This window comes from Polaromonas sp. JS666, from assembly GCF_900103405.1.
In the GTDB taxonomy this organism is placed as follows: Bacteria; Pseudomonadota; Gammaproteobacteria; order Burkholderiales; family Burkholderiaceae_C; genus Polaromonas.
Genome location: NZ_FNHX01000004.1, coordinates 169984 through 193258 on the forward strand (window position 1 = coordinate 169984; position 23275 = coordinate 193258).

A 23275-nucleotide genomic window follows, 5' to 3' on the forward strand; every position below is an offset into this window, starting at 1 on the left:
CGCATGACCCACCTTCTTCCGTACACCGCAACAGCCGCAGCCTTCCTCCGGACAGCGCGGCTGGCGGCCGTCCTGGCGGGCCTGGCCCTGGCCGTGTGGAGCCCCGGCGCCCTGGCCGCCTGGGACCTGCAGCAGTTGATGGACACCCTGGCGCAAACCAAGTCGGGCCGCGCCACCTTCATCGAGAAAAAGCACATCGCGCTGCTCGACAAACCGGTGGAGTCGTCCGGGGAGCTGCTCTATACCGCGCCCGACCGGCTCGAAAAACGCACGCTCAAGCCCAAGCCCGAATCCATGGTCGTCAACGGCGGCGAACTGGTGATAGAACGCGGCCGGCAGAAATACCAGCTGCAGCTGCAGGCCTACCCCGAGCTGGCCGCCTTCATCGACAGCATACGTGGCACGCTGGCTGGCGACCGCGGCGCGCTCGAGCGCAGCTACCGGCTCAGCCTGGAAGGCAGCGCCGAACGCTGGACGCTGCAATTGCAGCCGCTGGACCCCAAGATGCTGGCGGTGATCCAGCGCATCCGCATCAGCGGCGTGCGCAACCAGGTGCGCGGCATAGACATCGCCCAGGCCGACGGCGACAGCTCCAGCATGGCCATCGAACAGGCGGCCCCGTGACGGCAGCCGCGACGCGCGGCCGCATGGCCGCCATCGCGCTGTGGCTGGTGTTCCTGGCCGGCTGCGCGCTGGTCATCAGCCGCACTCATTTCACCACCGACCTGTCGGCCTTTTTGCCGCGCACGCCCACACCCGAGCAGCAGTTGCTCAAGGACCAGATCACCGAGGGCCTGGCCTCGCGCCTGGTGCTGGTGGGCATAGAGGGCGCCGACGCCCCAACCCGGGCCCGGCTGTCGCGCCAGCTCGCGCAGCAGCTGCGCGCCGATCCCGCCTTTGCCAGCGTCTCCAACGGCGAGCCCGTCAACACCGCGCGCGACCGCGACTTCCTGCTGGCCAACCGTTATGTGCTGAGTCCCGCCGTCACACCCGAGCGCTTCAGCGAAGCCGGCCTGCACGCGGCCCTGGGCGAGAGCATAGACCTGCTCGCCTCGCCCGCGGGCCTGATGGCCAAGGCCCTGCTGCCGCGCGACCCGACCGGTGAAATGCTGCAACTGCTGGGGCAGTTCAATGCCGGCAGCCAGCCGAGGCAGCTCGACGGCGCCTGGGCCTCGCGCGACGGCCGGCGCGCGCTGATGCTGCTGCAAACCCGCGCGGCGGGCTCCGACACCGACGCCCAGCAGCAGGCCATGGCCGCGGTCCGCAAGGCCTTCGACGCGGCCGCCGGCCAGAGCGGCGCCTCGCTGGTCATGACCGGCCCCGGCGTGTTCTCCGTCACCTCGCGTGAAGCTATCCAGAGCCAGGTCAGCCTGCTTTCCATGATCAGCGTGGCGCTGATCGCGGGCCTGCTGCTGCTGGTCTACCGCTCCGCCAGCGCGCTGGTCCTGGGTTTCCTGCCCGTCATCACCGGCGCGCTGGCGGGCATTGCCGCGGTGAGCCTGGGCTTTGGTTCAGTGCACGGCATCACGCTGGGTTTCGGCACGGCCCTGATCGGCGAGGCGGTGGACTATTCCATCTACCTGTTCGTGCAGTCCGAAGACAGCGGCGCGGACCCGCAGCATTGGGTCAGGCGTTTCTGGCCCACGGTGCGGCTGGGCGTGCTGACCTCCGTCGCCGGCTTTGCCTCGCTGCTGCTGTCCGGCTTTCCGGGTCTGGCGCAACTGGGCCTGTATTCGATCGCCGGCCTGGTCACGGCCGCCGCGGTCACCCGCTATGTGCTGCCGCACCTGCTGCCCGCAGGCTTTCGCATCCATGACGTCTCGGCCATCGGGCACGTGCTGCAGGCGCTGGCCGGCCGCGCGCCCGCCCTGCGCTGGCCGGCCGCGGCCCTGCTGCTGGCCGCCTGCGCCGTCCTGGCCGGCCACCATGCCAGCCTGTTCAACGACAAGATCTCCTCGCTGAGCCCGGTGTCACAAGCCGATGTGGCGCTCGACGAAAGCCTGCGCGCCGACATGGGCGCGCCGGATGTGCGTTATGTGGTGGTGGTCTCCGCCGGCAGCCAGGAAGCGGTGCTGCAAAGCGCCGAGCGGGTGTCCGGCGTGCTCCAGGCGCAGGTCGAGCGCGGCCAGATCGCCGGCTTCGACAGCCCCAGCCGCTACCTTCCCAGCCTGGCCGCGCAAAGCGCCCGCCAGGCCAGCCTGCCGCCGCCCGAACAGCTGCAGCCGCGGCTGGCCCGAGCGGTGCAGGGCCTGCCGGTGCGCGCGGAAATCTTCGCGCCTTTTCTGGCCGACGTCGCCGCGGCCCGCGGCCGCCCCCCGTTGCAGCCGGCCGACCTTGAAAAAACCTCCATGGCCATGGGCCTGGACGCCCTGCTGCTCGGCAAGGCCGGGCGCTGGAACGCCCTGCTGCCGCTGACCGCGCCCAAGGGCGGAAACATCCAGGCCGCCGACATCCGCGCCGCCCTCGCGGCCGCCGCCCTGCCCGGCGTGCTGTTTGTCGACCTGAAAACCGAATCGGACCGCCTGTACGCGGGCTACCTGCACGAGGCCATCATGCTGTCGCTGGGCGGGCTGGCCATCATCGTGGTGTTGCTACTGGCGGTGTTCCGTTCGCCGGCCCGCGTGCTGCGCATCCTGGCGCCGCTGGCCGCCGCGGTCGTCACGGTCACGGCCGGCCTGGCGCTGCTGGGCCAGCAATTGATCATCCTGCACCTGGTCGGCCTGTTGCTGGTGGTGGCCGTCGGCTCCAACTACGCGCTGTTCTTCGACCGGCCCGACCCGGCCACGCCGATCGCGCCGCGCACCCTGGCCTCCATGCTGCTGGCCAACCTGACCACGGTGGCGGGCTTTGGTCTGCTGGCGTTTTCCAAGGTCTCCATCCTGCAGGCCATGGGCGCCACGGTCGCGCCCGGCGTCATCCTGGCGCTGCTGTATGCGGCGATTTTTGCGCGGAGGGCCCATGCCTGAACCCGGCACAGCGTGGAAACCCGGCGCCCTGCTGCGCGCCAGCGCCGGCGTGCACCTGCTGGCGCTGGCGGCCGTCATTGTGAAGATGGGCCTCTGGCCCTGGGCCCTCGCGGCCGTGGTGCTCAACCACGGGCTGATCGCCTTTGCGGGCCTCTGGCCGCGCAGCCATTGGCTGGGCCCGAACTGGACGCGCCTGCCCGCCGCGGCCGAGGCACGGCGCGAAATCGCGCTGACCATAGACGACGGGCCCGACCCCGCCGTGACCCCCCTGGTGCTGGACCTGCTGGACCGCTACGCGGCCCGCGCCACGTTTTTTTGCGTCGGCGAAAAAGCCGCGCGCCATCCCGAGCTGTGCCGCGAGATGGTGCGGCGCGGCCATGCCGTCGAAAACCACAGCCAGCACCACCGCCACCATTTCTCCGTGACCGGCCCGCGCAGCATGCTGCGCGAGCTGCAGGCCGCGCAGGACACGCTGGCCCGCGCCAGCGGCCAGCGCCCGCTGTTTTTTCGCGCGCCGGCCGGCCTGCGCAACCCCTTCCTCGACCCGGTGCTGGCCCGGCTGGGCCTGAAGCTCGCCAGCTGGACGGTGCGCGGTTTCGACACACGCACCGGCGACGCCGCGCGCGTGCTGCGCCGGCTTCAGGCCGGGCTGCGTCCCGGCGCCATCGTGCTGCTGCATGACGGCAACGCGGCGCGCACGCCGCAAGGCGTTCCTGTCGTGCTCGAGGTACTGCCGCCCCTGCTCGAATCGATCAGCGCGGCCGGGCTGCACACCGTGACCCTACGCCAGGCCCTCGCATGAAGCCGCCGCAAGCCCGCCCCAGCGCGTGGTCCCGCATGGCCGAAACCATTTCGCGGCACTTCCTCCTCAAGGGCCTGGGGACGATGCTGTTCATCGCCCTGTTTTTCGGCGCCTATTTCTACCTGCTCAAGTACCCGGCCTTTCCCCTCACCGTGATGCCGCGCATCTGGGCCGACCATCTCATCGGCTTTGCGCCGCTGGCCCTGCCGGTCTACCTGTCGCTGTGGGTCTATGTGTCGCTGCCGCCGCTGTTCTTCAGCGACAGGCGCGAACTGCTGCACTACGGCCTGGCGATCGCGCTGACCTGCCTCTTCGGCCTGGCGGTGTTTTTTGTCTGGCCCACGGCCGCCCCGCCGGCCGATGTCGACTGGCTGAAATACCCCGACATGCAATTCCTGAAAAACATCGACGCGGCGGGCAACGCCTGCCCTTCGCTGCATGTCGCGACGGCCGTCTTTTCGGGCCTGTGGCTGCACCGGCTGCTGCGCGGCTTTTCCGCGCCGTCCTGGCTGCTGTGGCTGAACGCCCTGTGGTGCGCCGGCATCGCCTACTCGACACTGGCCACGCGCCAGCACGTCGCGGTGGACGTCGCCGCCGGCATGGCGCTGGGCGGGCTTGCGGCCTGGCTGTCCCTGCGCCTGCACCGGCAACGCGGGGGGCGCGCATGAGCGCCGGCCCGCGGCGCGGCATGCGGCCGACCCTGTTGGCGGTTTGCTAAAGTGTCTTTTTCTTCAGAGAGGCCCTCTCCCCTGTCCCCCCTTTGGCTTTCCCATTTCACCGCGACCAGCAGCATGGGCCGCGGCCTGGCGCAGACCCTGGACGCGCTGCGCGCACAGCGCGGCGGGCTGGCGCCCTGCCGCTTCGACACGGTCGACCTGCCCACCTTTGTCGGCGAGGTGCAAGGCGTGGACGAGGTAGTGCTTCCCGCGCCCTGGGCCGCTTTTGACTGCCGCAACAACCGGCTTGCCCTGCTGGGGCTGCGGCAGGACGGCTTTGAAGCCGCCGCCGCGGCCGCTGCCGAGCGCCACGGCGCGCAGCGCGTGGGCGTCTTTATCGGCACCAGCACGTCGGGCATCCTGCAAACCGAACTCGCCTACCGCCGGCGCGATCCGCACAGCGGTGCGCTGCCCGCGGACTTCCACTACAACACCACCCACAACACCTTCTCGGTGGCCGACTTCACGCGCCAGTACCTGGGCCTGGCCGGCCCGGCCGTCGTGGTCTCGTCGGCCTGTTCGTCCAGTGCCAAGGTCTTTGCCTCGGCGCAAAGAATGATGCGCGCCGGCCTGATCGACGCGGCGGTGGTGGGCGGTGTGGACTCGCTGTGCCTGACCACCTTGTACGGCTTCAATTCGCTGGGCCTGATTTCCGGGCAGGCCTGCCGCCCCTTCGACGCCGGGCGCGACGGCATCTCCATCGGCGAGGCCGCCGCCTTTGCGCTGCTCGAACGCGCGCCGGCGCGGCCCCGGCCCGGCGACGTGCTGCTGCTGGGCGTGGGCGAATCCAGCGACGCGCACCACATGTCTTCGCCCCACCCCGAGGGCCTGGGCGCGCGCCTGGCCATGGAGCAGGCCCTGGCCGCGGCCGGCCTGGGCGCGGCCGACATCGACTACATCAACCTGCACGGCACCGCGACACCCAGCAACGATGCCGCCGAAGCCAAGGCGGTGGCGGCGCTGTTCAGCGCGGGCGTTCCCTGCAGCTCCACCAAAGGCGCGACCGGCCACACCCTGGGCGCCGCCGGCGGCCTGGAGGCCGTGGTTTGCGCGCTGGCGCTGCAGCACGGCCTGCTGCCCGGCGGCCTCAACACCCGCACACCCGACCCGGCGCTGCCGGTCCACTACCTGGTGGACAACCAGCAAGCGGCGCCGCGCCACGTGCTCAGCAATTCCTTCGGCTTCGGCGGCACCAACTGCAGCCTGCTGCTGGGCCGCGCCGGCTGAAACCCAACATGACGCAGACACCCTCTCCTCCGGCTCTCACCGTGTTTGTGCAAGGCATAGGCCTGCTGGGCCCGGGCCTGGCGAACTGGGCGCAGGGACGAGAATGCCTGCTGGGCGCCGCGCCCTACCAGTCCGCGCGCTGCGTGCTGCCGCCGCCCATGGCCTTGCCGCAGGCCGAGCGCCGCCGCGCCGGCGCGGTGGTCAAAGTGTCGCTGGCGGTCGGCGAGGAAGCCGTGGCGGCTTCAGGCCTGCGGGCGGCCACGCTGGCCTCGGTGTTTTCGTCCTCCAGCGGCGACGCCGTCAACTGCCATGAGATTTGCAGCACGCTGGCCTCCAGCGACAGGCTGATCTCCCCCACGCGCTTTCACAACTCGGTGCACAACGCCGCGGCCGGCTACTGGAGCATCTCCAGCGGCGCCATGGCGACCTCGTCGGTGCTGTGCGCGCGCGATGCCAGTTTTGCCGCCGGCCTGCTCGAGGCCATGACCCAGGTGGCGGTGGAACAAGTGCCGGTGCTGCTTGTCGCCTATGACACCGACTACCCGGAGCCGCTATACAGCGCGCGCGCCATTCCCGACAGCTTCGGCGTGGCCCTGGTGCTGGCGCCCGGCCGCAGCGAACGCAGCCTGGCGCAATGGACGCTGGAGGCCGGCTACCTGAGCCGCCTGCCCGCCGACCGGCTGGACGACCCCGCGCTCGAGAAGCTGCGCCGGGACATTCCGGCGGCGCGCTGCCTGCCCCTGCTGCGCGGCGTCGCGGGCCGGCAGTCGGGCCGCATCGTGCTCGACTACCTGGAGGGCTCGCAGCTGGCCCTGCAGGTCGCGCCCTGAGCTTTGCGAGCCCCGGCCATGACCTTTCCTTCCGCCCCGCCCGCCAGCCTGGACCGCGAGGAAATCGCGCGCCGCATTCCGCACCAGGGCAGCATGTGCCTGCTGGAGCGCGTGAACGCCTGGGACAGCCAGCGGATCAGCTGCGAAGCCACCAGCCACCTGGACCTCGGCAACCCGCTGCGCGCCCACGGACGGCTGGGCGCGGCCTGCGGCATTGAATACGCGGCGCAGGCCATGGCCGTGCACGGGGCGCTGGTCGCCGAAATGCAGGCGGCTTCGCCGGATGAGCCGCCCCAAGCCGGCTACCTGGTCAGCGTGCGCGGCGTGAGCCTGCATGTCGCGAGGCTGGACGACGTGGGCACGGCGCTGGCCGTGCGCGCCGAACGCGGCAGCGGCAACGCCGGCAGCGTCCTCTACGACTTCAGCGTGCATGCCGGGGATACGCTGCTGCTCTCGGGCCGCGCCGTGGTGATGCTGGACGCTACCGCCGCCATAACTCCCAAGGAGACCCCATGACGACCCCCTCCGCACCCAAACGCGCGCTGGTCACAGGCGGCAGCGGCGCCATCGGCTCGGCGATTTGCCGCCAGCTGGCCGCCGACGGTTTTTATGTCCTGGTGCACGGCAACCGCAGCCTGGACGCCGCCTCGGCCGTGGTAGCGGCCATCCAGGCCGCCGGCGGCCAGGCCGAGGCCGTGGCCTTCGACGTGACCGACGCCGCGGCGACCGGCGCTGCGCTGGAGGCGCTGCTGGTGCAGGGCCCGGTGCAGGTGGTCGTGAACAACGCGGGCATCCATGACGACGCGGTCTTCCCGGGCATGCAGCTGCGGCAATGGCAGCAGGTCATCGACGTCTCGCTCAACGGCTTCTTCCACGTGACCCAGCCGCTGATGATGCCCATGATTCGCACACGCTGGGGCCGCATCATCAACATCACCTCGGTGGCCGCCGTGGCCGGCAACCGCGGCCAGGTGAACTACGCGGCGGCCAAGGGCGCGCTGCACTCGGCCACCAAATCGCTGGCGCTGGAAGTGGCCAGCCGCGGCATCACCGTCAATGCGGTCGCGCCCGGCATCATCGCCACGCCCATGAGCCAGGACAGTTTTGATGCGACCGAGATTGCCCGGCTGGTGCCGATGAAACGGGCCGGCCAGCCCCGGGAGGTCGCCGACCTCGTCAGCTTCCTGGCTTCGGAGCGCGCCGCTTACATCAGCGGGCAGGTGATTTCCATCAACGGTGGAATGGTATAGCCCCCACGCTTTTTCACTGCGTGTAAACGCTGCCCCCCGAGGGGGCCAAATTTCCTAGGGGCGGCCCGTCGGAAATTGATTGCCCCCACGCTTTTTCACTGCGTGTAAACGCTGCCCCCCGAGGGGGTCAAATTTCCTAGGGGCGGCCCGTCGGAAATTGATCGCCCCACGCGCCGCCTCAGGTACCCCTGATCCTGCGCGCCAGCAGCAAGGGCAGGCGCAGCAAAAAACCCAGCAGCAGGCGGCCGTGCATCCAGCTGAGCAGCAGGTTGTCGCGCAGGTAGTTGAAGTGCGACACGCCGCCCTCGTCGGGGCGGAAATACCGGACGGTGGCCGGCAGGTTGATGGGCTTGACGCCGAGCCAGCACATGCGCACCACCGCCTCCGGGTCGAAATCAAAGCGCCGCATCCAGCGCTGCCCGGCCATGACTTCGCGCAGCGGCGCGATCGGGTAGACACGAAAGCCGAACAGCGAATCGCCTATGCCGGCCCACAGGGTTTCCAGGTCGGCCCAGCCGTTGGACAGCTTGCGGCCATTGACGCGCAGGCGCGGCGCGTCGGCGGCGAACACGGGCGCGCCCAGCACCATGGCGTCGGGTTGGGCCTGTGAAACAGCCATGAACTCAGGGATCAGGTGGGCCGGGTGCTGGCCGTCGGAATCCATGGTCAGCGCGTGCGTAAAGCCCTGCGCCGCGGCCAGCTCGATGCCGTGCAGCACGGCCGCCCCTTTGCCGACATTGCGCGGCAGCACCAGCACGCGCAGCCGGTCGTCGGCCTCGGCCATCGCCTGCAGGCGCGCGGCGCTGCCGTCGGTGCTGCCGTCGACCACCACCCAGACCGGCGCCCACTGCGCCAGCGCGCCGCGCACGGTTTCGTCGAGCTTGACGCCGGGGTTGTAGCTCGGAATCAGGACCAGGTGCGTGGCGGAGGCGGCGCGGGAGGGATTGTTCATTGGCGGGGAGATGGAGGGATCAAGAGGGCGGAAAACCGGTCGCCAAGCTTGCACCGGCCTTAGGCCGGCGGCGCCGCGGCGATGGATGAAAGCGGCTGGGACCGTTGCAATTCAGCCTCGAAGTAGCGCTCCAGCTCTGCCGTGAATTGCGCGGTGTCGCTGGCGGGTTCAAAGCGCCTGCCCAGGCGCACACGGTAGGTGACGGGCATTTTGGGCGTCCATAGCAGGGACCAGCCCTTGCCCAGGAAAGCCGAATCGGTTTCGATGAAGACGGCCTGCACCGGAACGCCCGCATGTTTGGAGATCAGGCCGGTGGTGCCCTGCATGCGCCCGACCGGAAAGCGCCGGGTGCGGGTGCCTTCGGGAAACAGCAGCAGGCTGCTGCCCTGGCGCAGGTCGGCCACCGACAGCTGCACCATGGTGCGCAGCGGCATGTTGCGGATGTAGCCGACCAGGCGCGCGCCGGCGCCAAAGAAGACGCTGTTGACGATGTCGGCCTTCATGATGCAGGTGGCGTCCGGCAGGCGGGACAGGATCATGATCGCGTCCAGCAGCGAGGGGTGGTTGGGCGCGATGATCAGCGGCGGGCCGTCCCGCAGCGCGTCCAGCGCCGCCAGGTCGAAGCGGCAAGCACCCATGAGCTCCAACAGGCGCAGGTAAGCGCGAAAGCTCCCCGCCGCGAGCTTGCGCCCCCAGCGCCGGCTCAGCGCCCTCGGCAGCAGCGCGCGCATGGCGACGGCCAGCACCGAGACGCTCAGGCATAGGACCACCAGCAGCGCATAACCCAGGCCCAGCCGCACCGTCTCATGCAGGGCCCTGCGGCCCGTGTTCAGCACGGGCGCTTCGGCAAGCAAGGCGTCGGATTTGTTGTCCATGGAGCGGTTTCGCAGGGTGGCTTTTGGTTATTGGCTTGCGGTGTTTTTGCTGCTCTCGGCGACCCGGATGTTGGCCTTGCGTAGGGTTGTGGAGCCCGGCGCGGGCGGGTGCCCGCCGGCTGGACGGTGCTGGAATGGAAGAATTCCAGCGAGTCTACCTCTGTGCGACAGCCGTTTTCCGGCCGATTGCCGGTTTACGGCGTCAGGTTTCACGCCGTCCGGTGGCTGACCGCCGGGCTTTTCGGGCGCAAGCCGGCCGAAAGCCGCAAGCGCCCGGGATTGCCCGGGAGTACCCGGGAGTACCCGGGAGTACCCGGGAGTAAAGGACAATCGGGGCCTGCGGGGACGGCCAAGGCCTCCCCCTAAGATAGCGGTTTGAATGAAAAAAATGCCAAATAAAGGGGGCGCCGGCGCGCCGGTTCATTGATGCAAAAGGAAACAATTCGGGGCAAAAATTCCGCAACGGGGGCTGAAGACACCCCCATGATGACGCAGTACAAGCGCATCAAGGCGGACTATCCCGACACCCTGGTTTTTTACCGCATGGGCGACTTCTATGAAGTGTTCTTCGCCGACGCGGAGAAAGCCTCACGCCTGCTCGACATCACGCTGACGCGGCGCGGCCAGTCGGCCGGCGAGCCGGTGGTCATGGCCGGCGTGCCCTTCCACTCGCTCGAAGGCTACCTGGCCAAACTCATCAAGCTCGGCGAATCGGTGGCGATCTGCGAGCAGGTCGGCGACGTCGCCACCAGCAAGGGGCCGGTCGAGCGCAAAGTGGTGAGGGTGGTCACGCCCGGCACGCTGACCGACACCGAGCTGCTCAGCGACAAGACCGAATCCATTTTACTGGCCGTGCACCAGGGCGCGCGCAACACCTGCGGCCTGGCTTGGCTCAGCGTGACGCAGGGCGAAATCCACCTGGCGCATTGCGCCAATGACGAACTCGAAGCCTGGCTGGCGCGCGTGGCGCCCAGCGAGCTGCTTTACAACATCGACGTGACGCCAACCTTCGAGCAACGCATCAAGGCCCAGCGCTGCGCGTCCACCGCCCGCCCGGCCTGGCAGTTCGACGCCGCCCTGGGCGCGCGCCGCCTGCTGGACCAGCTCAAAGTCGCCTCGCTGGCCTCCTGGAACGCCGAAGCTTTGAACGAAGCCCATGCCGCCGCCTCGGCGCTGCTCGGGTATGCCGAACACACGCAGGGCCGGGCGCTGTCGCATGTGCAGGGCCTGCAGGTGGTGCGCTCCGGCGAACTCATCGAGCTGCCGCAAAGCACGCGCCGCAACCTCGAACTCACGCAGACCCTGCGCGGCGAGGACTCCCCCACGCTGTTTTCGCTGCTGGACACCTGCACCACCGGCATGGGCAGCCGCGCGCTCAAGAGCTGGCTGCTCACGCCGCGGCGCGACCGCGCCCAGGCGGCCGCGCGGCTGGACGCCATCACGCATTTGCGCGGCGGCTCGCAGCAAAGCCTGCGCGCCAGGCTCAAGGGCTGCAGCGACGTGGAACGCATCACCGCCCGTATCGCGCTGCGCCAGGTGCGGCCGCGCGAGCTGGTGGCCCTCAAGGACACGCTGCAAAAAGCCGAACTGGCCGCGCCCGCGGGCAGCGATTTTCCGGAACTGCTCACCCGCATCTTTGAAGACCTGCAGCCGCCGGCCGGCTGCGCCGCGCTGCTGGGCCGCTACGTGCTCGACGAGCCCGCCGCGCTGATACGCGACGGCGGCGTCATCAACCACGGCTGCGACGCCGACCTCGACGAGCTGCGCGCCATACAGACCAATTGCGACAGCTTTTTGCTGGACCTGGAAGTGCGCGAAAAAGCCCGTACCGGCATCGCCAACCTGCGCGTGCAGTTCAACAAGGTGCACGGCTTTTACATCGAGGTCACGCAAGGCCAGGTCGACAAGGTGCCCGACGACTACCGCCGCCGCCAGACGCTCAAGAATGCCGAGCGCTACATCACGCCCGAACTAAAAGCCTTTGAAGACAAGGCCCTGTCGGCGCAGGAGCGCGCGCTGGCGCGCGAAAAATGGCTGTACGAACAACTGCTGGACCAGCTGCAGGATTTCATCCCCGCGCTGAGCCGCCTGGCGCGCGCCCTGGCCTCGCTGGACGCGCTGTGCGCGCTGGCCGAGCGCTCGCTCACGCTGAACTGGGCCGCGCCGGTGTTTGTGCGCGAACCCTGCATAGACATCGTCCAGGGCCGGCACCCGGTGGTGGAGGCGCGCCTGGCCGAAACCGGCGGCGGCTCCTTCATCGCCAACGACTCGGTCATGAGCGGCAAACACCGCATGCAAGTCATCACCGGCCCCAACATGGGTGGTAAATCGACCTATATGCGCCAGGTGGCCCTCATCGTGCTGCTGGCCAGCGTGGGCTCCTACGTGCCGGCGGCCAGCTGCCGGCTCGGGCCCATAGACGCCATCCACACCCGCATAGGCGCGGCCGACGACGTGGCCAATGCGCAGTCCACCTTCATGCTGGAGATGACCGAGGCCGCGCAGATACTCCATGCCGCTACACCTCATTCTCTGGTGCTGATGGACGAAATCGGCCGCGGCACCTCCACCTTCGACGGCCTGGCGCTGGCCGGCGGCATCGCCGCCTATTTGCACAACAAGACCCAGGCCTTCACGCTGTTCGCCACGCACTACTTCGAGCTCACCGAATTCCCGGCCCAGCACCACGGCGCCATCAATGTGCACGTCAGCGCGGTCGAGTCCGGCGCCGACATCGTGTTTTTGCACCACATCGAGCCCGGCCCCGCCAGCAAGAGCTACGGGATTGCCGTGGCCAAACTGGCCGGCGTGCCCGCCGCCGTGGTCAACCACGCCCGCCACGCGCTCAATGCGCTGGAGGCCCACCAGAACGAAACGCGCGCCCAGGTCGACCTGTTCGCCGCGCCGCCCGAAGCGGCCGCGCCCGAACAAAGCGCGGTGGACAAGGCATTGGGTACCATAGACCCTGATGCACTGACGCCGCGCGAGGCGCTGGACGCCCTGTACCGCCTCAAAAAGATGTCCGCCTCGCCGTGAACCAGCGCAAACCGACCTCCCCCACACCCCAAAGCCATCTCATGACCTACTGCGTCGCCGCCAAACTCAACGCCGGGCTGGTGTTTTTGTCAGACTCCCGCACCAACGCGGGCCTGGACCACATCAGCACCTTCCGCAAGATGATCGTCTATGAAAAAGCCGGCGACCGCTTCATGGTGCTGCTGTCGGCCGGCAACCTGTCGATCTCCCAGTCGATACGCGAAATCCTGCAGGTCGAGCAGCTCAAGGACCATGAAGGCGGCGAGCCCATCACCATCTGGAACGCCAAAAGCATGTTCGACGCCGCGCGCGTGCTGGGCTCGGCCATCCGCCGCGTCTATGACCGCGACGCCGAGGCGCTCAAGAACGCCGATGTGGACTTCAACGTTTCGCTGGTTTTCGGTGGCCAGATCCGCGGCGAGAACATGCGCCTGTTCCAGATGTATTCGGCCGGCAATTTCATCGAAGCCACCGACGAGACGCCCTACTTCCAGGTCGGCGAGTCCAAGTACGGCAAGCCCGTGCTGGACCGCGTGCTGACTCCCGCCACGCCGCTGGCCGAGGCCGCCAAATGTGTGCTGGTGTCCATGGACTCGACCATGAAGTCCAACCTCTCGGTGGGCCTGCCGCTGGACCTGGTGGTCTATGAAGCCGACAGCTTCCAGAGCGACAAGATCGTCTGCATCGACAACGACAACCCCTACTACCGCATGATGCACAGCAGCTGGGGCCAGAAGCTGCGCCAGGTCTTCGACAGCATCGAAGACCCGGTCTGGGACGACGCGCACACCGACATCCCGCTGAAGATGCCGGCCACGCGCCACGAGCCGCTCAAGAAAATCAGCACGCCCGACGAGAAACTCATTTAAGCCGTGCCCACCGCCGTCAAACCGCTGGTTATTTTTTCCCACGGCAACAGCTTTCCGGCGGGCACTTACAGCGCGGTCTTCCAGAGCCTCAAGGCCCGCGGCTTTCAGGTCAAGGCGGTCGACAAATTCGGCCACGACCCACGCTACCCCGTCACCAGTAACTGGCCCCATCTGGTGCAGCAGCTGGCCGACTTCACGGCCCGCGAGGTTGAAAAGGCCGGCCAGCCGGCCTTCCTGGTCGGCCATTCGCTGGGCGGTTTTTTAAGCCTGATGTGCGCCGCGCGCAACCCGATTCTGGGCGGCCAGCCCGTCAAGGGCGTGGTACTGGTCGACTCCCCCATCCTGGGTGGCTGGCGCGCGCGCGCCCTCAGCGTGGCTAAACGCGCGCAGTTGGTCGGCGCCATCTCGCCCGGCGCCATCAGCCGCAAACGCAAAAACCAGTGGCTGGGCAAGGACGAGGTGTTCGAGCACTTCCGCGGCAAAAAAGCCTTTGCCGCCTGGGACGAGCAGGTGCTGCGCGACTACATCGCCCACGGCACCTATGAAGGCACGGGCGAGGACGAAGGCAAGCAGCTGCTGAGCTTTGACCGCGACGTGGAAACCGCGATCTACAACACCCTGCCCGACAACCTCGAAGGCCTGCTCAAGCGCCATCCCCTGAAATGCCCCGTGGCCTTTATCGGCGGCCGCCAGTCGGCCGAGATGAAGCAGGTCGGGATGGCGATGACAGAGAAAGTCACCAAGGGGCGCATCATGATGCTCGACGGCAGCCACCTGTTTCCGATGGAAAAGCCTTTGATGACGGCGGCGGCCATCGAGGCAGCTTTGCGGAATTTCCTGGACTGATCCGCCTACAAAACCTCGGCCGCCGACAAGGCCGGCGTCTCGGCAATCCGCGCCGAGATGGCCCGGCAAGCCTCCAGCAGCGGCGCCACATAGGCCTGCTCGGGGTTGTCCTTCTGGCGGAACATCAAAGTACTGACGCTGATGGCGGCCACAGGCATGCCACCGCCGCCGCGTATCACGGCGCCGTAGCAAAAAATCCCTGCCTCGTGTTCTTCGCCGTCGACCGACCAGCCCCGCTCTCGCGTGATCTCCAGCTGCTTGCGCAAGTCGGGCAGCGTCACCAGCGTGTTGCCGGTATAGCGCGGCAAGGGCAGCCCCTGCAGCAGCGGATCCAGCACGGCAGGCTCCAGCGCCGCCATATACGCCTTGCCCACCGCCGTGGCGTGCAGGGCCACGCTGGTGCCTATGCGCGAGGCCATGCGCACGGCGCTCGGGCTTTCGAGTTTTTCGATATAGACCATGGCGCGGCCGTTGGGCACGGCCAGGTGCACGGTCTCGCCGGTGATATCGCGCAGGCGCTTGAGTTCGTCGACCGCGGCCAGGCGCAGGTCCGAGCGGCCCCAGCTGCGGCTGGCCAGCTGGATCAGGCGCGGGCCCAGGGCCAGCAATGCGCCGCGTTCGTTTTCGACGAGCAGGCCTTCGGCCACCAGGGCCGCGACGATGCGGTGCACCGTGGGCCTGGGGTAGCCGCTGGCTTTGACCAGCGCGCCCACGTTGAGCGGCTGCTCCGAGTCGGCCACCAGCTGCAGCACATGCATGAATTTGGAGAACGCGGCCGTGCCGGCCACCTGCGACGCGTTGGGCTGGGCCATCACGACACCATGTAGCCGCCGTCCACCGGCAGGATCACGCCGGTCATGAAGCTTGCCGCCGGCGTGCAGAGGAACATCGCGGCCTCGGCCACGTCCTTGGGTGTGCCCCAGCGGCCCATGGGCGTGCGCGCCAGGATGGGGCCGGCGCGCGCCGGGTCGTCCTGCAGGGCTTTGGTGAGCGGCGTGGCGATCCAGCCGGGGGCGATGGCGTTCACGCGTATGCCGTCGGGCGCATAGGCGATCGCCAGCGACTTGGTGAGCTGGGCAACGCCGCCCTTGCTGGCGGCATAGCCCGGGACCAGGCCGCCGCCGAAAAAGCTCAGCATGGAGGCCGTGTTGACGATGCAGCCGCGGCTGGCCTTGAGGCGCTCACGCGTGGCGGTGCACACGCGCATGGTGCCGCTCAGGTTGACGGCCAGCACTTTTTCGAAGACCTCGATGTCGTGCTCGGCGCCGCGCTGGATGATGCCGGCGCAGTTGAACACAATGTCCAGCGTGGCAATGCCGGCCAGCGCCGCGTCCAGGCTGGTAGCCGAAGTCACGTCGGCCTGGCGCACCTCTACAGCCGCCTCCAGCGTGCCATCGCCGCCGCCCAGCCCCAGGGCCGTGACCTCGGCGCCCAGCGCCGCGAGGTGGTTGGCGATGACGGCGCCTATGCCCTGGGTGGCTCCGGCGACCAGCGCGCGCTTGCCTTTAAAGAGTCCGGCCTGGTAGGTCATCCATGGTTCCTTGAATAAAACCGCAGTCAGCGGATAAATTGTTTTGTGTAATCGGCGCCCAGGCCGACGGCTTCGAAGTGCTTGTTGCACATCTCGATTTTGGTGAACACGTCCTCATAACCCATGCCCTTGCCATAGGGGTCGGTGTAGTACATGACGCCATTGACCTGGAAGTAGGTGATCATTTCCTCGACGTCCTCGGGCACATACAGCGTGTGGGTTTCGCCGGGCGGCTCGAACACATAGCTGCCTTCGGTGGCTTCCCAGTCGTGCTCCAGGTAGCGCCAGCGGCCCTTGAGCACAAAGCCATGCACCGCCTGCGGATGGCGATGCCGGCTCAGCACGCCGGACTTGCGCACGCGCAGCAAATTCATCCAGTAGCCCTGGCTGGCGTTCAGGCACAGCGGGCGGAACCAGACGTTCTCGGCCTGCGGCACCCAGAGCCGCTCGTCGGTCGGGATGGCGTGCTGCACCACGATTTCCGGCCTGGCGTCGGGCGGGTTGGGGTACTGGTAGGGCATCAGCGGCGTCTGGTCGGGGGTGTCTACGGGCATGGGAGTTGTCCATATTGTGGATATGTGTCCATATTGTAGAAAACAAGTAGGTCGAAGGCGCGGGGATTTACCCCTAGCGCGCAGGCAGGCATTTGCAACAGACTGGATAAACTACGCCAGACCATCCGGCGCCTACGCCGAGCAATAACACGACTCTCCGAGGAGAACCCCATGGCCCTGCCCTTTATCGTCACCCTCGCCGTGACCTTTCTTGCCTGGGCCGTGGCGGCCATCGTGTCCCAGAGAATGGGCGACGCGATGACGCTGAGCGCTTCCGTCTGGCTGGCCACCGGGGTCACCTTCGGCGCGCTGCTGGTGGCCAAGCCGGCCAAGCGTTTTGCCGTGCTGGCAGGCGCCGCGCTGGCGGCCGTTCTGCTGTCGCTGCTGGACGGCCTGGCGCTGTTGCCGGCTCTCGCCTTTGGCGCCAACGAGGCGCTGGCGGCCGGCCTGGGCGCCTGGGTGGCGCGCCTGCTGCGCGCGCCCCGTCCCGACGGCCGCATCGAGCCGGGCAAGGCCTATGCCGGCCTGCTGGTCGGTGCGCTGCTGACTTCCGCACTGGGCGCCAGCGTCGCCATCGTGCTCTGGAGCTGGGCCCTGCCCCAGCCCATCCCCCTGCTGACCGAGTGGCGCGTCTGGGCCTGCACGACCTTTGTCGGCATCCTGCTGATTGCGCCGCTCGTCACTTCCTTCGCGGGCTTCAAGGTCAAGCGTTCGGGCGGCATGGCCAGCAGCCAGTTCCTCGCGGGCGCCGCCACCTTTGTGCTGTTCTTTGTGGTGGCCGCGCTGATTTTTTCGAGCGACGTGTCCGACCGTTTCGGCGCCTCGCTGGGCCCCACGCTGGCCTACCTGCCGCTGCCCTTTATGGTGGTCACCGCCATCCTCTGGAAGGAACGCGGCGCCACGCTGGCCACGCTGCTGGGCGCGCTGGCGCTGATCGCCTGGACCAACAGCGGCGGCGGGCCTTTCGCCGAGGTCGAGGGCTTTCCGGGCGAGGCGGTGATCGAGGTCCAGGGTTATGTGGCCGTGATGGCGCTGCTGGTGGGCGTGGTCAACGCGCTGGGCGCCACCGCCGCGCAGGCGCTCGCGCTGGCGCAGGACTGGCGTACCCGCTACCGCCAGGTGCTGGAATCGAACCGCACGGTGGTCGCCAATTTCGACGCCAGGACCGGCGCGGCCGAATGGGGCGAAGGCGCCAGCGAACTGCTGCGCACCGATGCCGCCGCCCTGCTGACGGTGCAGGACTTCATCGCCCACGCCGACCCGCAGGAGCAATCCGCGCTGCAGGCCGACTGGCGCGACCTCACGCAGGGCCAGCGCGAGCACGTGCTGTGGAAGAACAGCCTGCGCTGGAGCGACGGCCGCGTGGCTACCGTGAACGCGCGCCTGTCGGGCGTGCGCGGCGCCGACGGCCAGGTCGAGCAGGTGGCCGTGCTGCTGGAAGTCGAGGCCTGACGTGGCAGCGGATGCGCCCACCACCCCCACGGCCGAAGCGGCCGTGGACAAAAGCACGCCCGCCGTCTTCCTGATCCACGGCCTGGGCGGCACGCAGTACGACCTGGGCTCCATGCACAAGCGGCTGAAAAACGCCGGCTTCGTCACCCACTCGCTGACCCTGCCCGGCCACGGCACCACGCCCGAAGACCTGGTCCATGTCACGGCCGAGCAATGGATGGAGGCCGTCACGGCCAAGTACCACGAGGTGGCCGCGCAGCACGACAACTTCCACATCATGGGCATGTGCATGGGCGCGCTGCTGGCCACCGAGCTGGCCAAGCGCCAGAAGCACACCCGCGGCAAGCTGATCGCGCTGGCGCCGCCGATTTACATCGACGGCTGGGCCACCGCCTGGTACACACCGGCGCGCCACCTGATGTACTACGTGCCGGGCGTTCCGGCACGCATGCGGGTGGAAGAGGAAGACCCCTTCGGCATCAAGAACGAGCAGCTGCGCGCCATCGTCAAGGCCAAGTTCGCGCGCGGCGAAAACTTCCACTACCGCTGGGTGCCACTGGCCTGCATACGGCAAGTGGATCGCCTGCGCCGCTGGGTCATGACGGACCTCAAAAACATGGCCAGCGAAACCCTGGTGATCCATGCACGCGAAGACGAACTCACCAGCCTGGCCTCGGCCAACTACCTGGTCGAGCAAATCGGCGGCGCCAAGGCGCGCATGGTGGTGCTGGAGAACAGCTACCACATGATCTGCGTCGACAACGACCGCGAGCAGGTGGCGCGCAACGTGCTGGAGTTTTTCGGCGCCAGCAGCGCCGCCTCGCTGGGCATGGCGGTGGACGACCCCAAGATGAGCGCCGACGCCCTGCAGGCATTTGCGCAATCGCTGCGCGCGGCGCTGGAGGCGGGCGACTTCGCCGGCATCTTCGCCCGGGGCGCTTCCGACATGGGCTGGTTCCAGCCCGGCAGCAACCGCGCCAGCGGCATCTACCGCGGCAACAAGGGCTTGCAGGCCATGCTGCCCTGGGCCGCCGGCATCAAATTCACCGCCTTCGGCCAGCCGGTGTTCAATGCCGGCATCGCGGTGCTGCCCGCCACGCTCACCGCCGCAGGCCTGATGTCGCAGGGCGTGCTGGCCTTTGCCGTGCGGTCGGGCCGGCTGCTGGATGCGCGCTGGTTCCCCGACGACGTGGCGCTCGAAGACGCCCACTTCGGCGCGGCGCTGGCGCCCGCCGGGCCCAGCGAGGCCGAACGCGCTTTCGAGGCCGCCGGCATTGCCGTCAAGACCCTGGCCAAGCCGCCCGGCAACGACGAGCTGCTGGCGCTCTATGCGCTCTACAAGCAGGCCACGGTAGGCGACGCGACGGGCGAGCGCCCCGGCATCATGGACGTGACCGGCCGCGCCAAATTTGACGCCTGGGCGCAGCGCAAGGGCATGGCGCGCGAGGCGGCCATGGCCGGCTACGCGGCCTTGGTCGAGAAGCTCCGAGCTGGTTGAGTCCCTATTGGCCGGCGGTCTTGGCGCCCAGGCGCTGCAGGCCGGCCGCGCCGGCACGGGCCGCCACCTCGGGCTGCCACACCACCTGGTCGTCCACCGCGTAAAGCCAGCACTTTGATTTCGCCCGCGCGCATTGCTGGAAGGTCGTGGCCATGACTTCGGGTTCGCCGGCATTGAAATACCAGCCGCCTTTTTCCGTCACGGCAAAGGCCTTGGGCGAGGGCAGGCTGCGAAAGTGGGTGTAACGCGCCTTGCCGGCGTCGCTGAGCGGCACAGCGTTTATATCGTCGGCCGCCGCGAAACCCGAGGCCGGCGGAACCACGTAGTGGTGGCCCTTGAAACGCTGCGCGTGCGACAGCAGCAAGGGCTGGCCCAGCTGCGCCGAAAGAAACTCGAACATGCGTATATGCGAGGCCTCGCGCGCCGCCGGGTTGCCGCCCACCATGGCCTTGCCGGTCTTGGTGTTGCCCAGGCCTTCCATCTGCTTGACGGGGCCGGTGCCGTCAAAGCCGTGGTAGCTGCCCGGGTAGACCACCAAGTCCACGGGCGCGTTGGCCTTGTTCTTTCGCAGGCGCTGCTGCAGCGTGACGCATTCGCCGGCCAGTGTCCAGTCGTCGAGCTCGCCGATCATGATCAGCAGCGGCTGGTGGACTTCATAGTTCCACATCCTGTTGTTCACCAGGCAGCCGGGATAAAACGCCACGGCGGCGCGCGGCCGCACTTTCTGCGCCTGCACGTAGGTGTCCGTGGCGTCCAGCGTGCTGAGCACGGTCTGCGCGCCGTGCGACCAGCCCATGACCACAATGCGCGAGGCATCCACCGAGGGCTGCTTCACCAGCCAGGCGATGGCGGCGAACACGTCCTCCCGGCGTTGGGCTTCATGGATGGTGCGAAGCTTGTTCGGCGTTTCGCAGATCGACTTCTGGCCGCGCGGCGTGAAGCTGTCCAGCGGCAGGAAGTGGATGCGCTCCGCGTTGAAATAACCCGCGTAGCGGAAAAAGCGCTCGGCAAAATTGCCCTTGCTGTCCAGCCCGCCGCCGCAGCCGTGCAGCCCGATGATGACGGGCCTGGGCTCGCCGTCGCCGACGTCAAACCAGTAGGCCGGGATCTCCAGCTTGCCGTCCAGCGAGGGGATGCTCACCGGGCCGGCGGCATGCGAGAGCTGGCCCACCAGCAGCAGGCCCGCCAGCAGCGAAAAAAACCGAAAGGCCCAGCCCATGCGCGGCCCGCCTTATTCCGCCCAGACCACCAGGCCGCTCCAGGCCGTGGCCAGCACCACGATGCCGAAGGCGATGCGGTACCAGGCGAAAGGCAAAAAGCTGTTGCTCGAGATGTAGCGCAGCAGCCAGCGCACGCACAGCCAGGCGCTCAGGAAAGAAAACACCAGGCCCACCCCGAACAGCGGCAGGTCCGCCATGGACAGCAGCGCGCGCTCCTTGTAGAGGCTGTAAACACCCGCGCCTATCAGCGTGGGCATGGCCAGGAAGAAAGAAAAATCGGTGGCCGCCTTGCGCGACAGCCCCAGCAGCATGCCGCCAATAATGGTCGCGCCGCTGCGGCTGGTGCCCGGGATCATCGCCAGGCACTGCACCAGGCCGACCTTGACCGCGTCCATCACCGTCATGGCCTCCACCTCCTGGATGCGCGCGGCGGCCGGGTTGTTCTGCTGGCGCTTTTCGGCCCAGAGGATGATGAAGCCACCAATGATGAAGGTGCTGGCCACCACCACCGGCGTGAACAGGTGGGCCTTGATGGCCTTGCCGAACAGCAGGCCCAGCACCACGGCCGGCACAAAAGCCACCAACACATTGAGCACAAACTGTTGCGCCTGTTTCTCGGTCGGCAGCGCCACCACGGTCGCGCGAATCTTCTGCCAGTAGACCAGGATCACCGCGAAGATGGCGCCGGTCTGGATCGCGATGTCAAACACCTTGGCCTTGTCGTCGTCAAAACCGAGCAGCGCGCCCGCAAGAATAAGGTGGCCCGTCGAGGAGATGGGAAGGAATTCAGTCAGGCCCTCGACGATGCCCATGATGGCGGCTTTGATCAACAGTGCGATATCCAATGCTGGCTCCAAAAATGTAGCGGCGATTATCGCCTCCACTGGTTTTGTGCCACGGGGACTTGTTATGCAAGCGGGGGCCGAGGGTCCGGCTTTGCCGGCCCCAGGCGCCTGTCCCCTCGAGGGGAGAACAGGCTACACGCAGTGAGCCTGGACAGGGGTGGACGATATGTGCACAATTTGTTACCCCCACCGCCAGTCGCCACAGCCATGCAACTGACACCGCTGATCGCCATTCACCTGTTTGCCGCCAGCGCGGCCATCCTCATCGGGCCGGTCGCGCTGTGGGCGCGCAAGGGGCGCGTGCAGCGGCCCAAGCTGCACCGGGCTTTTGGTTATGCCTTCGTCACCATGATGCTGGTCACCGCCGCGACGGCGGTTTTCATCCGCGACTACGACTATCCCAATATCGCCGGCTACACCCCCATCCACTTGCTGGTGCCCTTCGCGCTGTTCAGCATGACGGGTGCGTTCTGGCATTTGAGCCGCGGCAACATCGCGGGCCACCGCGGCGCCATGCAGGCCCTCTACATAGGCGCATGCCTTGTCGCGGGCGTGTTCACGCTGATGCCCGACCGCTACCTGGGCAAGCTGCTATGGGGGCAGTTGGGCCTGCTCTAATCAAGGGAGGACAAAAAGGGAAAGAGGAAGAGCCCATGAACCGATATCTGCTGAGCGGCCTGCTGCTGCTCGCCGCCGCGGCCGCGCAGGCCGGCATGGGTTTTACCGAGCTGCCGGGCCTGCAGGACGACAGCCCCATCAGCGTCTTCTATCCTTCCGCCGGCGAAGACCGCCCCATGCAGGTCGGCGCCTATTCCCTCAAAGTCGACAAAGACGGCCAGCCGGTGCGCGGCAACACGCGCCTGGTCGTCATCTCGCATGGCTCGGGCGGCTCACCCTGGACTTACACCGACCTGGCGCGCCGCCTGGTCGAGGACGGCTTTGTCGTCGCCTTTCCCCTGCACCGCGGCGACAACGCCAGGGATCCTTCTTCCCCCGGCCCCGACAGCTGGAAGCAGCGGCCCGCCGAGGTGTCGCGCGCCATCGACGCGGTCGCGCGCGAGCCGCGCTTCGCGTCACTGCTGCCACTCGACAAGGTTGGCCTGTACGGCATGTCGGCCGGCGGCCATACCGCGCTGACCCTGGCCGGCGGGCGCTGGTCGCCGGCCCTGTTCACCCGGCACTGCGAAGCCCACATCGCCGAGGACTTCCAGACCTGCGCCGGCCTGAGCACCCGGCTCACGGGCGGCCTGCTGGACGGCCTGAAAAAAACCGTGGTGCTGGCCGTCATACGCCAGCGATTCAGCGACGCCACCTGGCAAAGCCATCACGATGCGCGCATCCAGGCCGTGGTCGCCGGCGTGCCGCTGGCCGCCGATTTCGACATGGCCTCGCTGGCCTCGCCACCAGTGCCGCTGGCCCTTGTCACGGCCCGGCAAGACCGCTGGCTGGTGCCGCGTTTTCACAGCGACGCGGTGCTCGCGGCCTGCAAGCGCTGCGAGCTTCTGGCCGACTTGCCCGACGGCGGCCACGGCGCGCTGCTGTCGCCGCCGCCACCCGCCAAGGCCATGTCCAGCCTGGCCAAAGACCTGCTGCTGGACCCGCCCGGCTTTGACCGCGGCCAGCTGCCGGCCCTGGACGGCAAGATCAGCGCCTTCCTGCGCAAACAGCTGCTGCCCTGAAACCCGGCCAAGGGCGGGACAGGCGGCCGCCGGCACGCCCTGCGCGAGCGCGCGCCAATCTGGCCCAAAACAAGCTGTTTCGGTGCGTTTTTGAGGTGAAACGAACCAATTCGAACCATTAGTAAAA

The 23275-nt window shown here is 68.0% G+C and carries 22 protein-coding genes; 15 read left to right on the forward strand and 7 right to left on the reverse strand.

Annotation, left to right across the window (positions count from 1 at the left end):
• Nucleotides 1–3 precede the first annotated feature (3 nt).
• The 8 genes from BLQ85_RS11740 to fabG all read left to right on the forward strand — a co-directional run bounded on the left by BLQ85_RS11740 (nt 4) and on the right by fabG (nt 7791).
• Nucleotides 4–624 carry a LolA-related protein gene (locus tag BLQ85_RS11740; RefSeq protein ID WP_074577164.1) on the forward strand — a complete coding sequence of 207 codons (621 nt, stop codon included), beginning with the start codon at nt 4–6 and terminating at the stop codon, nt 622–624.
• Nucleotides 625–647: 23 nt separating this feature from the next.
• Nucleotides 648–2966, forward strand: a complete 2319-nt coding sequence (locus tag BLQ85_RS11745; protein ID WP_074577747.1) for an MMPL family transporter — start codon at nt 648–650, stop codon at nt 2964–2966.
• Entirely contained in the window at nt 2959–3768 is an 810-nt protein-coding gene (locus tag BLQ85_RS11750) for a polysaccharide deacetylase family protein (RefSeq protein ID WP_074577166.1), read from the forward strand. Before BLQ85_RS11745 ends, BLQ85_RS11750 begins: the two co-directional genes overlap by 8 nt.
• Nucleotides 3765–4436 (forward strand): phosphatase PAP2 family protein, encoded by a 672-nt coding sequence (locus tag BLQ85_RS11755; protein ID WP_074577168.1) that lies wholly within the window; start codon nt 3765–3767, stop codon nt 4434–4436. The genes BLQ85_RS11750 and BLQ85_RS11755 overlap by 4 nt, the downstream gene beginning before the upstream one ends.
• Nucleotides 4437–4517: 81 nt before the next feature.
• Complete coding sequence (locus BLQ85_RS11760; RefSeq protein ID WP_074577746.1) at nt 4518–5711, forward strand: beta-ketoacyl-[acyl-carrier-protein] synthase family protein; 1194 nt, start codon at nt 4518–4520, stop codon at nt 5709–5711.
• A gap of 8 nt (nt 5712–5719) precedes the next feature.
• A complete protein-coding gene (locus tag BLQ85_RS11765) occupies nt 5720–6541 on the forward strand; it encodes a beta-ketoacyl synthase chain length factor (RefSeq protein ID WP_074577169.1) in 822 nt (273 codons plus the stop codon).
• A gap of 18 nt (nt 6542–6559) precedes the next feature.
• A complete protein-coding gene (locus BLQ85_RS11770; protein WP_074577170.1) occupies nt 6560–7057 on the forward strand; it encodes a hotdog family protein in 498 nt (165 codons plus the stop codon).
• Nucleotides 7054–7791: a 3-oxoacyl-ACP reductase FabG gene (gene fabG, locus BLQ85_RS11775; protein WP_074577171.1), complete on the forward strand. Its 738-nt coding sequence runs from the start codon at nt 7054–7056 to the stop codon at nt 7789–7791. The genes BLQ85_RS11770 and fabG overlap by 4 nt, the downstream gene beginning before the upstream one ends.
• A gap of 178 nt (nt 7792–7969) precedes the next feature.
• On the opposite strand, the gene BLQ85_RS11780 is transcribed toward fabG, so the two are convergent.
• Together BLQ85_RS11780 and BLQ85_RS11785 are read right to left on the reverse strand one after the other, a co-directional pair.
• On the reverse strand, nt 7970–8743 hold the full coding sequence (locus BLQ85_RS11780; protein WP_074577172.1) for a glycosyltransferase family 2 protein: 774 nt from the start codon (nt 8741–8743) through the stop codon (nt 7970–7972).
• A gap of 59 nt (nt 8744–8802) precedes the next feature.
• Nucleotides 8803–9618, reverse strand: coding sequence for a lysophospholipid acyltransferase family protein (locus BLQ85_RS11785; protein WP_074577173.1), 816 nt, complete (start codon nt 9616–9618; stop codon nt 8803–8805).
• Between the two features lie 483 nt (nt 9619–10101).
• Here BLQ85_RS11785 and mutS point away from each other — a divergent pair, with 483 nt between their 5' ends.
• Genes mutS through BLQ85_RS11800 form a run of 3 tightly spaced genes read left to right on the forward strand, consistent with a single transcriptional unit; the run spans nt 10102 to nt 14369 of the window.
• Nucleotides 10102–12654 carry a DNA mismatch repair protein MutS gene (gene mutS / locus BLQ85_RS11790; RefSeq protein ID WP_371327279.1) on the forward strand — a complete coding sequence of 851 codons (2553 nt, stop codon included), beginning with the start codon at nt 10102–10104 and terminating at the stop codon, nt 12652–12654.
• Nucleotides 12655–12695: 41 nt separating this feature from the next.
• On the forward strand, nt 12696–13523 hold the full coding sequence (locus BLQ85_RS11795; protein ID WP_074577177.1) for a proteasome-type protease: 828 nt from the start codon (nt 12696–12698) through the stop codon (nt 13521–13523).
• A 3-nt stretch (nt 13524–13526) separates the two neighbouring features.
• Nucleotides 13527–14369 (forward strand): alpha/beta fold hydrolase, encoded by an 843-nt coding sequence (locus BLQ85_RS11800; protein ID WP_074577179.1) that lies wholly within the window; start codon nt 13527–13529, stop codon nt 14367–14369.
• 5 nt (nt 14370–14374) lie between these two features.
• Here the strand turns inward: BLQ85_RS11800 and BLQ85_RS11805 are convergent, their stop codons facing one another.
• Genes BLQ85_RS11805 through BLQ85_RS11815 form a run of 3 tightly spaced genes read right to left on the reverse strand, consistent with a single transcriptional unit; the run spans nt 14375 to nt 16454 of the window.
• Nucleotides 14375–15181, reverse strand: a complete 807-nt coding sequence (locus BLQ85_RS11805) for an IclR family transcriptional regulator (protein ID WP_074577181.1) — start codon at nt 15179–15181, stop codon at nt 14375–14377.
• Entirely contained in the window at nt 15181–15900 is a 720-nt protein-coding gene (locus tag BLQ85_RS11810) for an SDR family NAD(P)-dependent oxidoreductase (protein WP_074577184.1), read from the reverse strand. The genes BLQ85_RS11805 and BLQ85_RS11810 overlap by 1 nt, the downstream gene beginning before the upstream one ends.
• A gap of 26 nt (nt 15901–15926) precedes the next feature.
• Nucleotides 15927–16454 (reverse strand): 2,4'-dihydroxyacetophenone dioxygenase family protein, encoded by a 528-nt coding sequence (locus BLQ85_RS11815; protein ID WP_074577186.1) that lies wholly within the window; start codon nt 16452–16454, stop codon nt 15927–15929.
• Between the two features lie 171 nt (nt 16455–16625).
• Here BLQ85_RS11815 and BLQ85_RS11820 point away from each other — a divergent pair, with 171 nt between their 5' ends.
• Nucleotides 16626–17906: an MASE1 domain-containing protein gene (locus BLQ85_RS11820; protein WP_074577188.1), complete on the forward strand. Its 1281-nt coding sequence runs from the start codon at nt 16626–16628 to the stop codon at nt 17904–17906.
• A 1-nt stretch (nt 17907) separates the two neighbouring features.
• A complete protein-coding gene (locus tag BLQ85_RS11825) occupies nt 17908–19404 on the forward strand; it encodes an acyl-CoA-binding protein (RefSeq protein ID WP_074577190.1) in 1497 nt (498 codons plus the stop codon).
• A 4-nt stretch (nt 19405–19408) separates the two neighbouring features.
• Here the strand turns inward: BLQ85_RS11825 and BLQ85_RS11830 are convergent, their stop codons facing one another.
• The gene (locus BLQ85_RS11830) at nt 19409–20623 is read right to left on the reverse strand and encodes a dienelactone hydrolase family protein (protein ID WP_074577192.1); all 1215 of its coding nucleotides are present in this window, start codon (nt 20621–20623) and stop codon (nt 19409–19411) included.
• Between the two features lie 12 nt (nt 20624–20635).
• Entirely contained in the window at nt 20636–21469 is an 834-nt protein-coding gene (locus BLQ85_RS11835; RefSeq protein ID WP_074577194.1) for an undecaprenyl-diphosphate phosphatase, read from the reverse strand.
• 207 nt (nt 21470–21676) lie between these two features.
• Between BLQ85_RS11835 and BLQ85_RS11840 the strand changes: the two genes are divergently transcribed.
• Complete coding sequence (locus BLQ85_RS11840; protein WP_074577196.1) at nt 21677–22087, forward strand: DUF2306 domain-containing protein; 411 nt, start codon at nt 21677–21679, stop codon at nt 22085–22087.
• A 35-nt stretch (nt 22088–22122) separates the two neighbouring features.
• Nucleotides 22123–23148: an alpha/beta hydrolase family protein gene (locus tag BLQ85_RS11845; protein ID WP_074577199.1), complete on the forward strand. Its 1026-nt coding sequence runs from the start codon at nt 22123–22125 to the stop codon at nt 23146–23148.
• The last annotated feature ends 127 nt before the right edge of the window (nt 23149–23275 follow it).

Bases quoted from the DNA above. Each gene is read 5' to 3' on its own strand.
- BLQ85_RS11740 (WP_074577164.1), top strand. From the start codon at position 4: ATGACCCACCTTCTTCCGTACACCGCAACAGCCGCAGCCTTCCTCCGG.
- BLQ85_RS11745 (WP_074577747.1), top strand. From the start codon at position 648: ATGGCCGCCATCGCGCTGTGGCTGGTGTTCCTGGCCGGCTGCGCGCTG.
- BLQ85_RS11750 (WP_074577166.1), top strand. From the start codon at position 2,959: ATGCCTGAACCCGGCACAGCGTGGAAACCCGGCGCCCTGCTGCGCGCC.
- BLQ85_RS11755 (WP_074577168.1), top strand. From the start codon at position 3,765: ATGAAGCCGCCGCAAGCCCGCCCCAGCGCGTGGTCCCGCATGGCCGAA.
- BLQ85_RS11765 (WP_074577169.1), top strand. From the start codon at position 5,720: ATGACGCAGACACCCTCTCCTCCGGCTCTCACCGTGTTTGTGCAAGGC.
- BLQ85_RS11770 (WP_074577170.1), top strand. From the start codon at position 6,560: ATGACCTTTCCTTCCGCCCCGCCCGCCAGCCTGGACCGCGAGGAAATC.
- fabG (WP_074577171.1), top strand. From the start codon at position 7,054: ATGACGACCCCCTCCGCACCCAAACGCGCGCTGGTCACAGGCGGCAGC.
- BLQ85_RS11780 (WP_074577172.1), bottom strand. From the start codon at position 8,743: ATGAACAATCCCTCCCGCGCCGCCTCCGCCACGCACCTGGTCCTGATT.
- BLQ85_RS11785 (WP_074577173.1), bottom strand. From the start codon at position 9,618: ATGGACAACAAATCCGACGCCTTGCTTGCCGAAGCGCCCGTGCTGAAC.
- mutS (WP_371327279.1), top strand. From the start codon at position 10,102: ATGATGACGCAGTACAAGCGCATCAAGGCGGACTATCCCGACACCCTG.
- BLQ85_RS11795 (WP_074577177.1), top strand. From the start codon at position 12,696: ATGACCTACTGCGTCGCCGCCAAACTCAACGCCGGGCTGGTGTTTTTG.
- BLQ85_RS11805 (WP_074577181.1), bottom strand. From the start codon at position 15,181: ATGGCCCAGCCCAACGCGTCGCAGGTGGCCGGCACGGCCGCGTTCTCC.
- BLQ85_RS11810 (WP_074577184.1), bottom strand. From the start codon at position 15,900: ATGACCTACCAGGCCGGACTCTTTAAAGGCAAGCGCGCGCTGGTCGCC.
- BLQ85_RS11815 (WP_074577186.1), bottom strand. From the start codon at position 16,454: ATGCCCGTAGACACCCCCGACCAGACGCCGCTGATGCCCTACCAGTAC.
- BLQ85_RS11820 (WP_074577188.1), top strand. From the start codon at position 16,626: ATGGCCCTGCCCTTTATCGTCACCCTCGCCGTGACCTTTCTTGCCTGG.
- BLQ85_RS11830 (WP_074577192.1), bottom strand. From the start codon at position 20,623: ATGGGCTGGGCCTTTCGGTTTTTTTCGCTGCTGGCGGGCCTGCTGCTG.
- BLQ85_RS11840 (WP_074577196.1), top strand. From the start codon at position 21,677: ATGCAACTGACACCGCTGATCGCCATTCACCTGTTTGCCGCCAGCGCG.
- BLQ85_RS11845 (WP_074577199.1), top strand. From the start codon at position 22,123: ATGAACCGATATCTGCTGAGCGGCCTGCTGCTGCTCGCCGCCGCGGCC.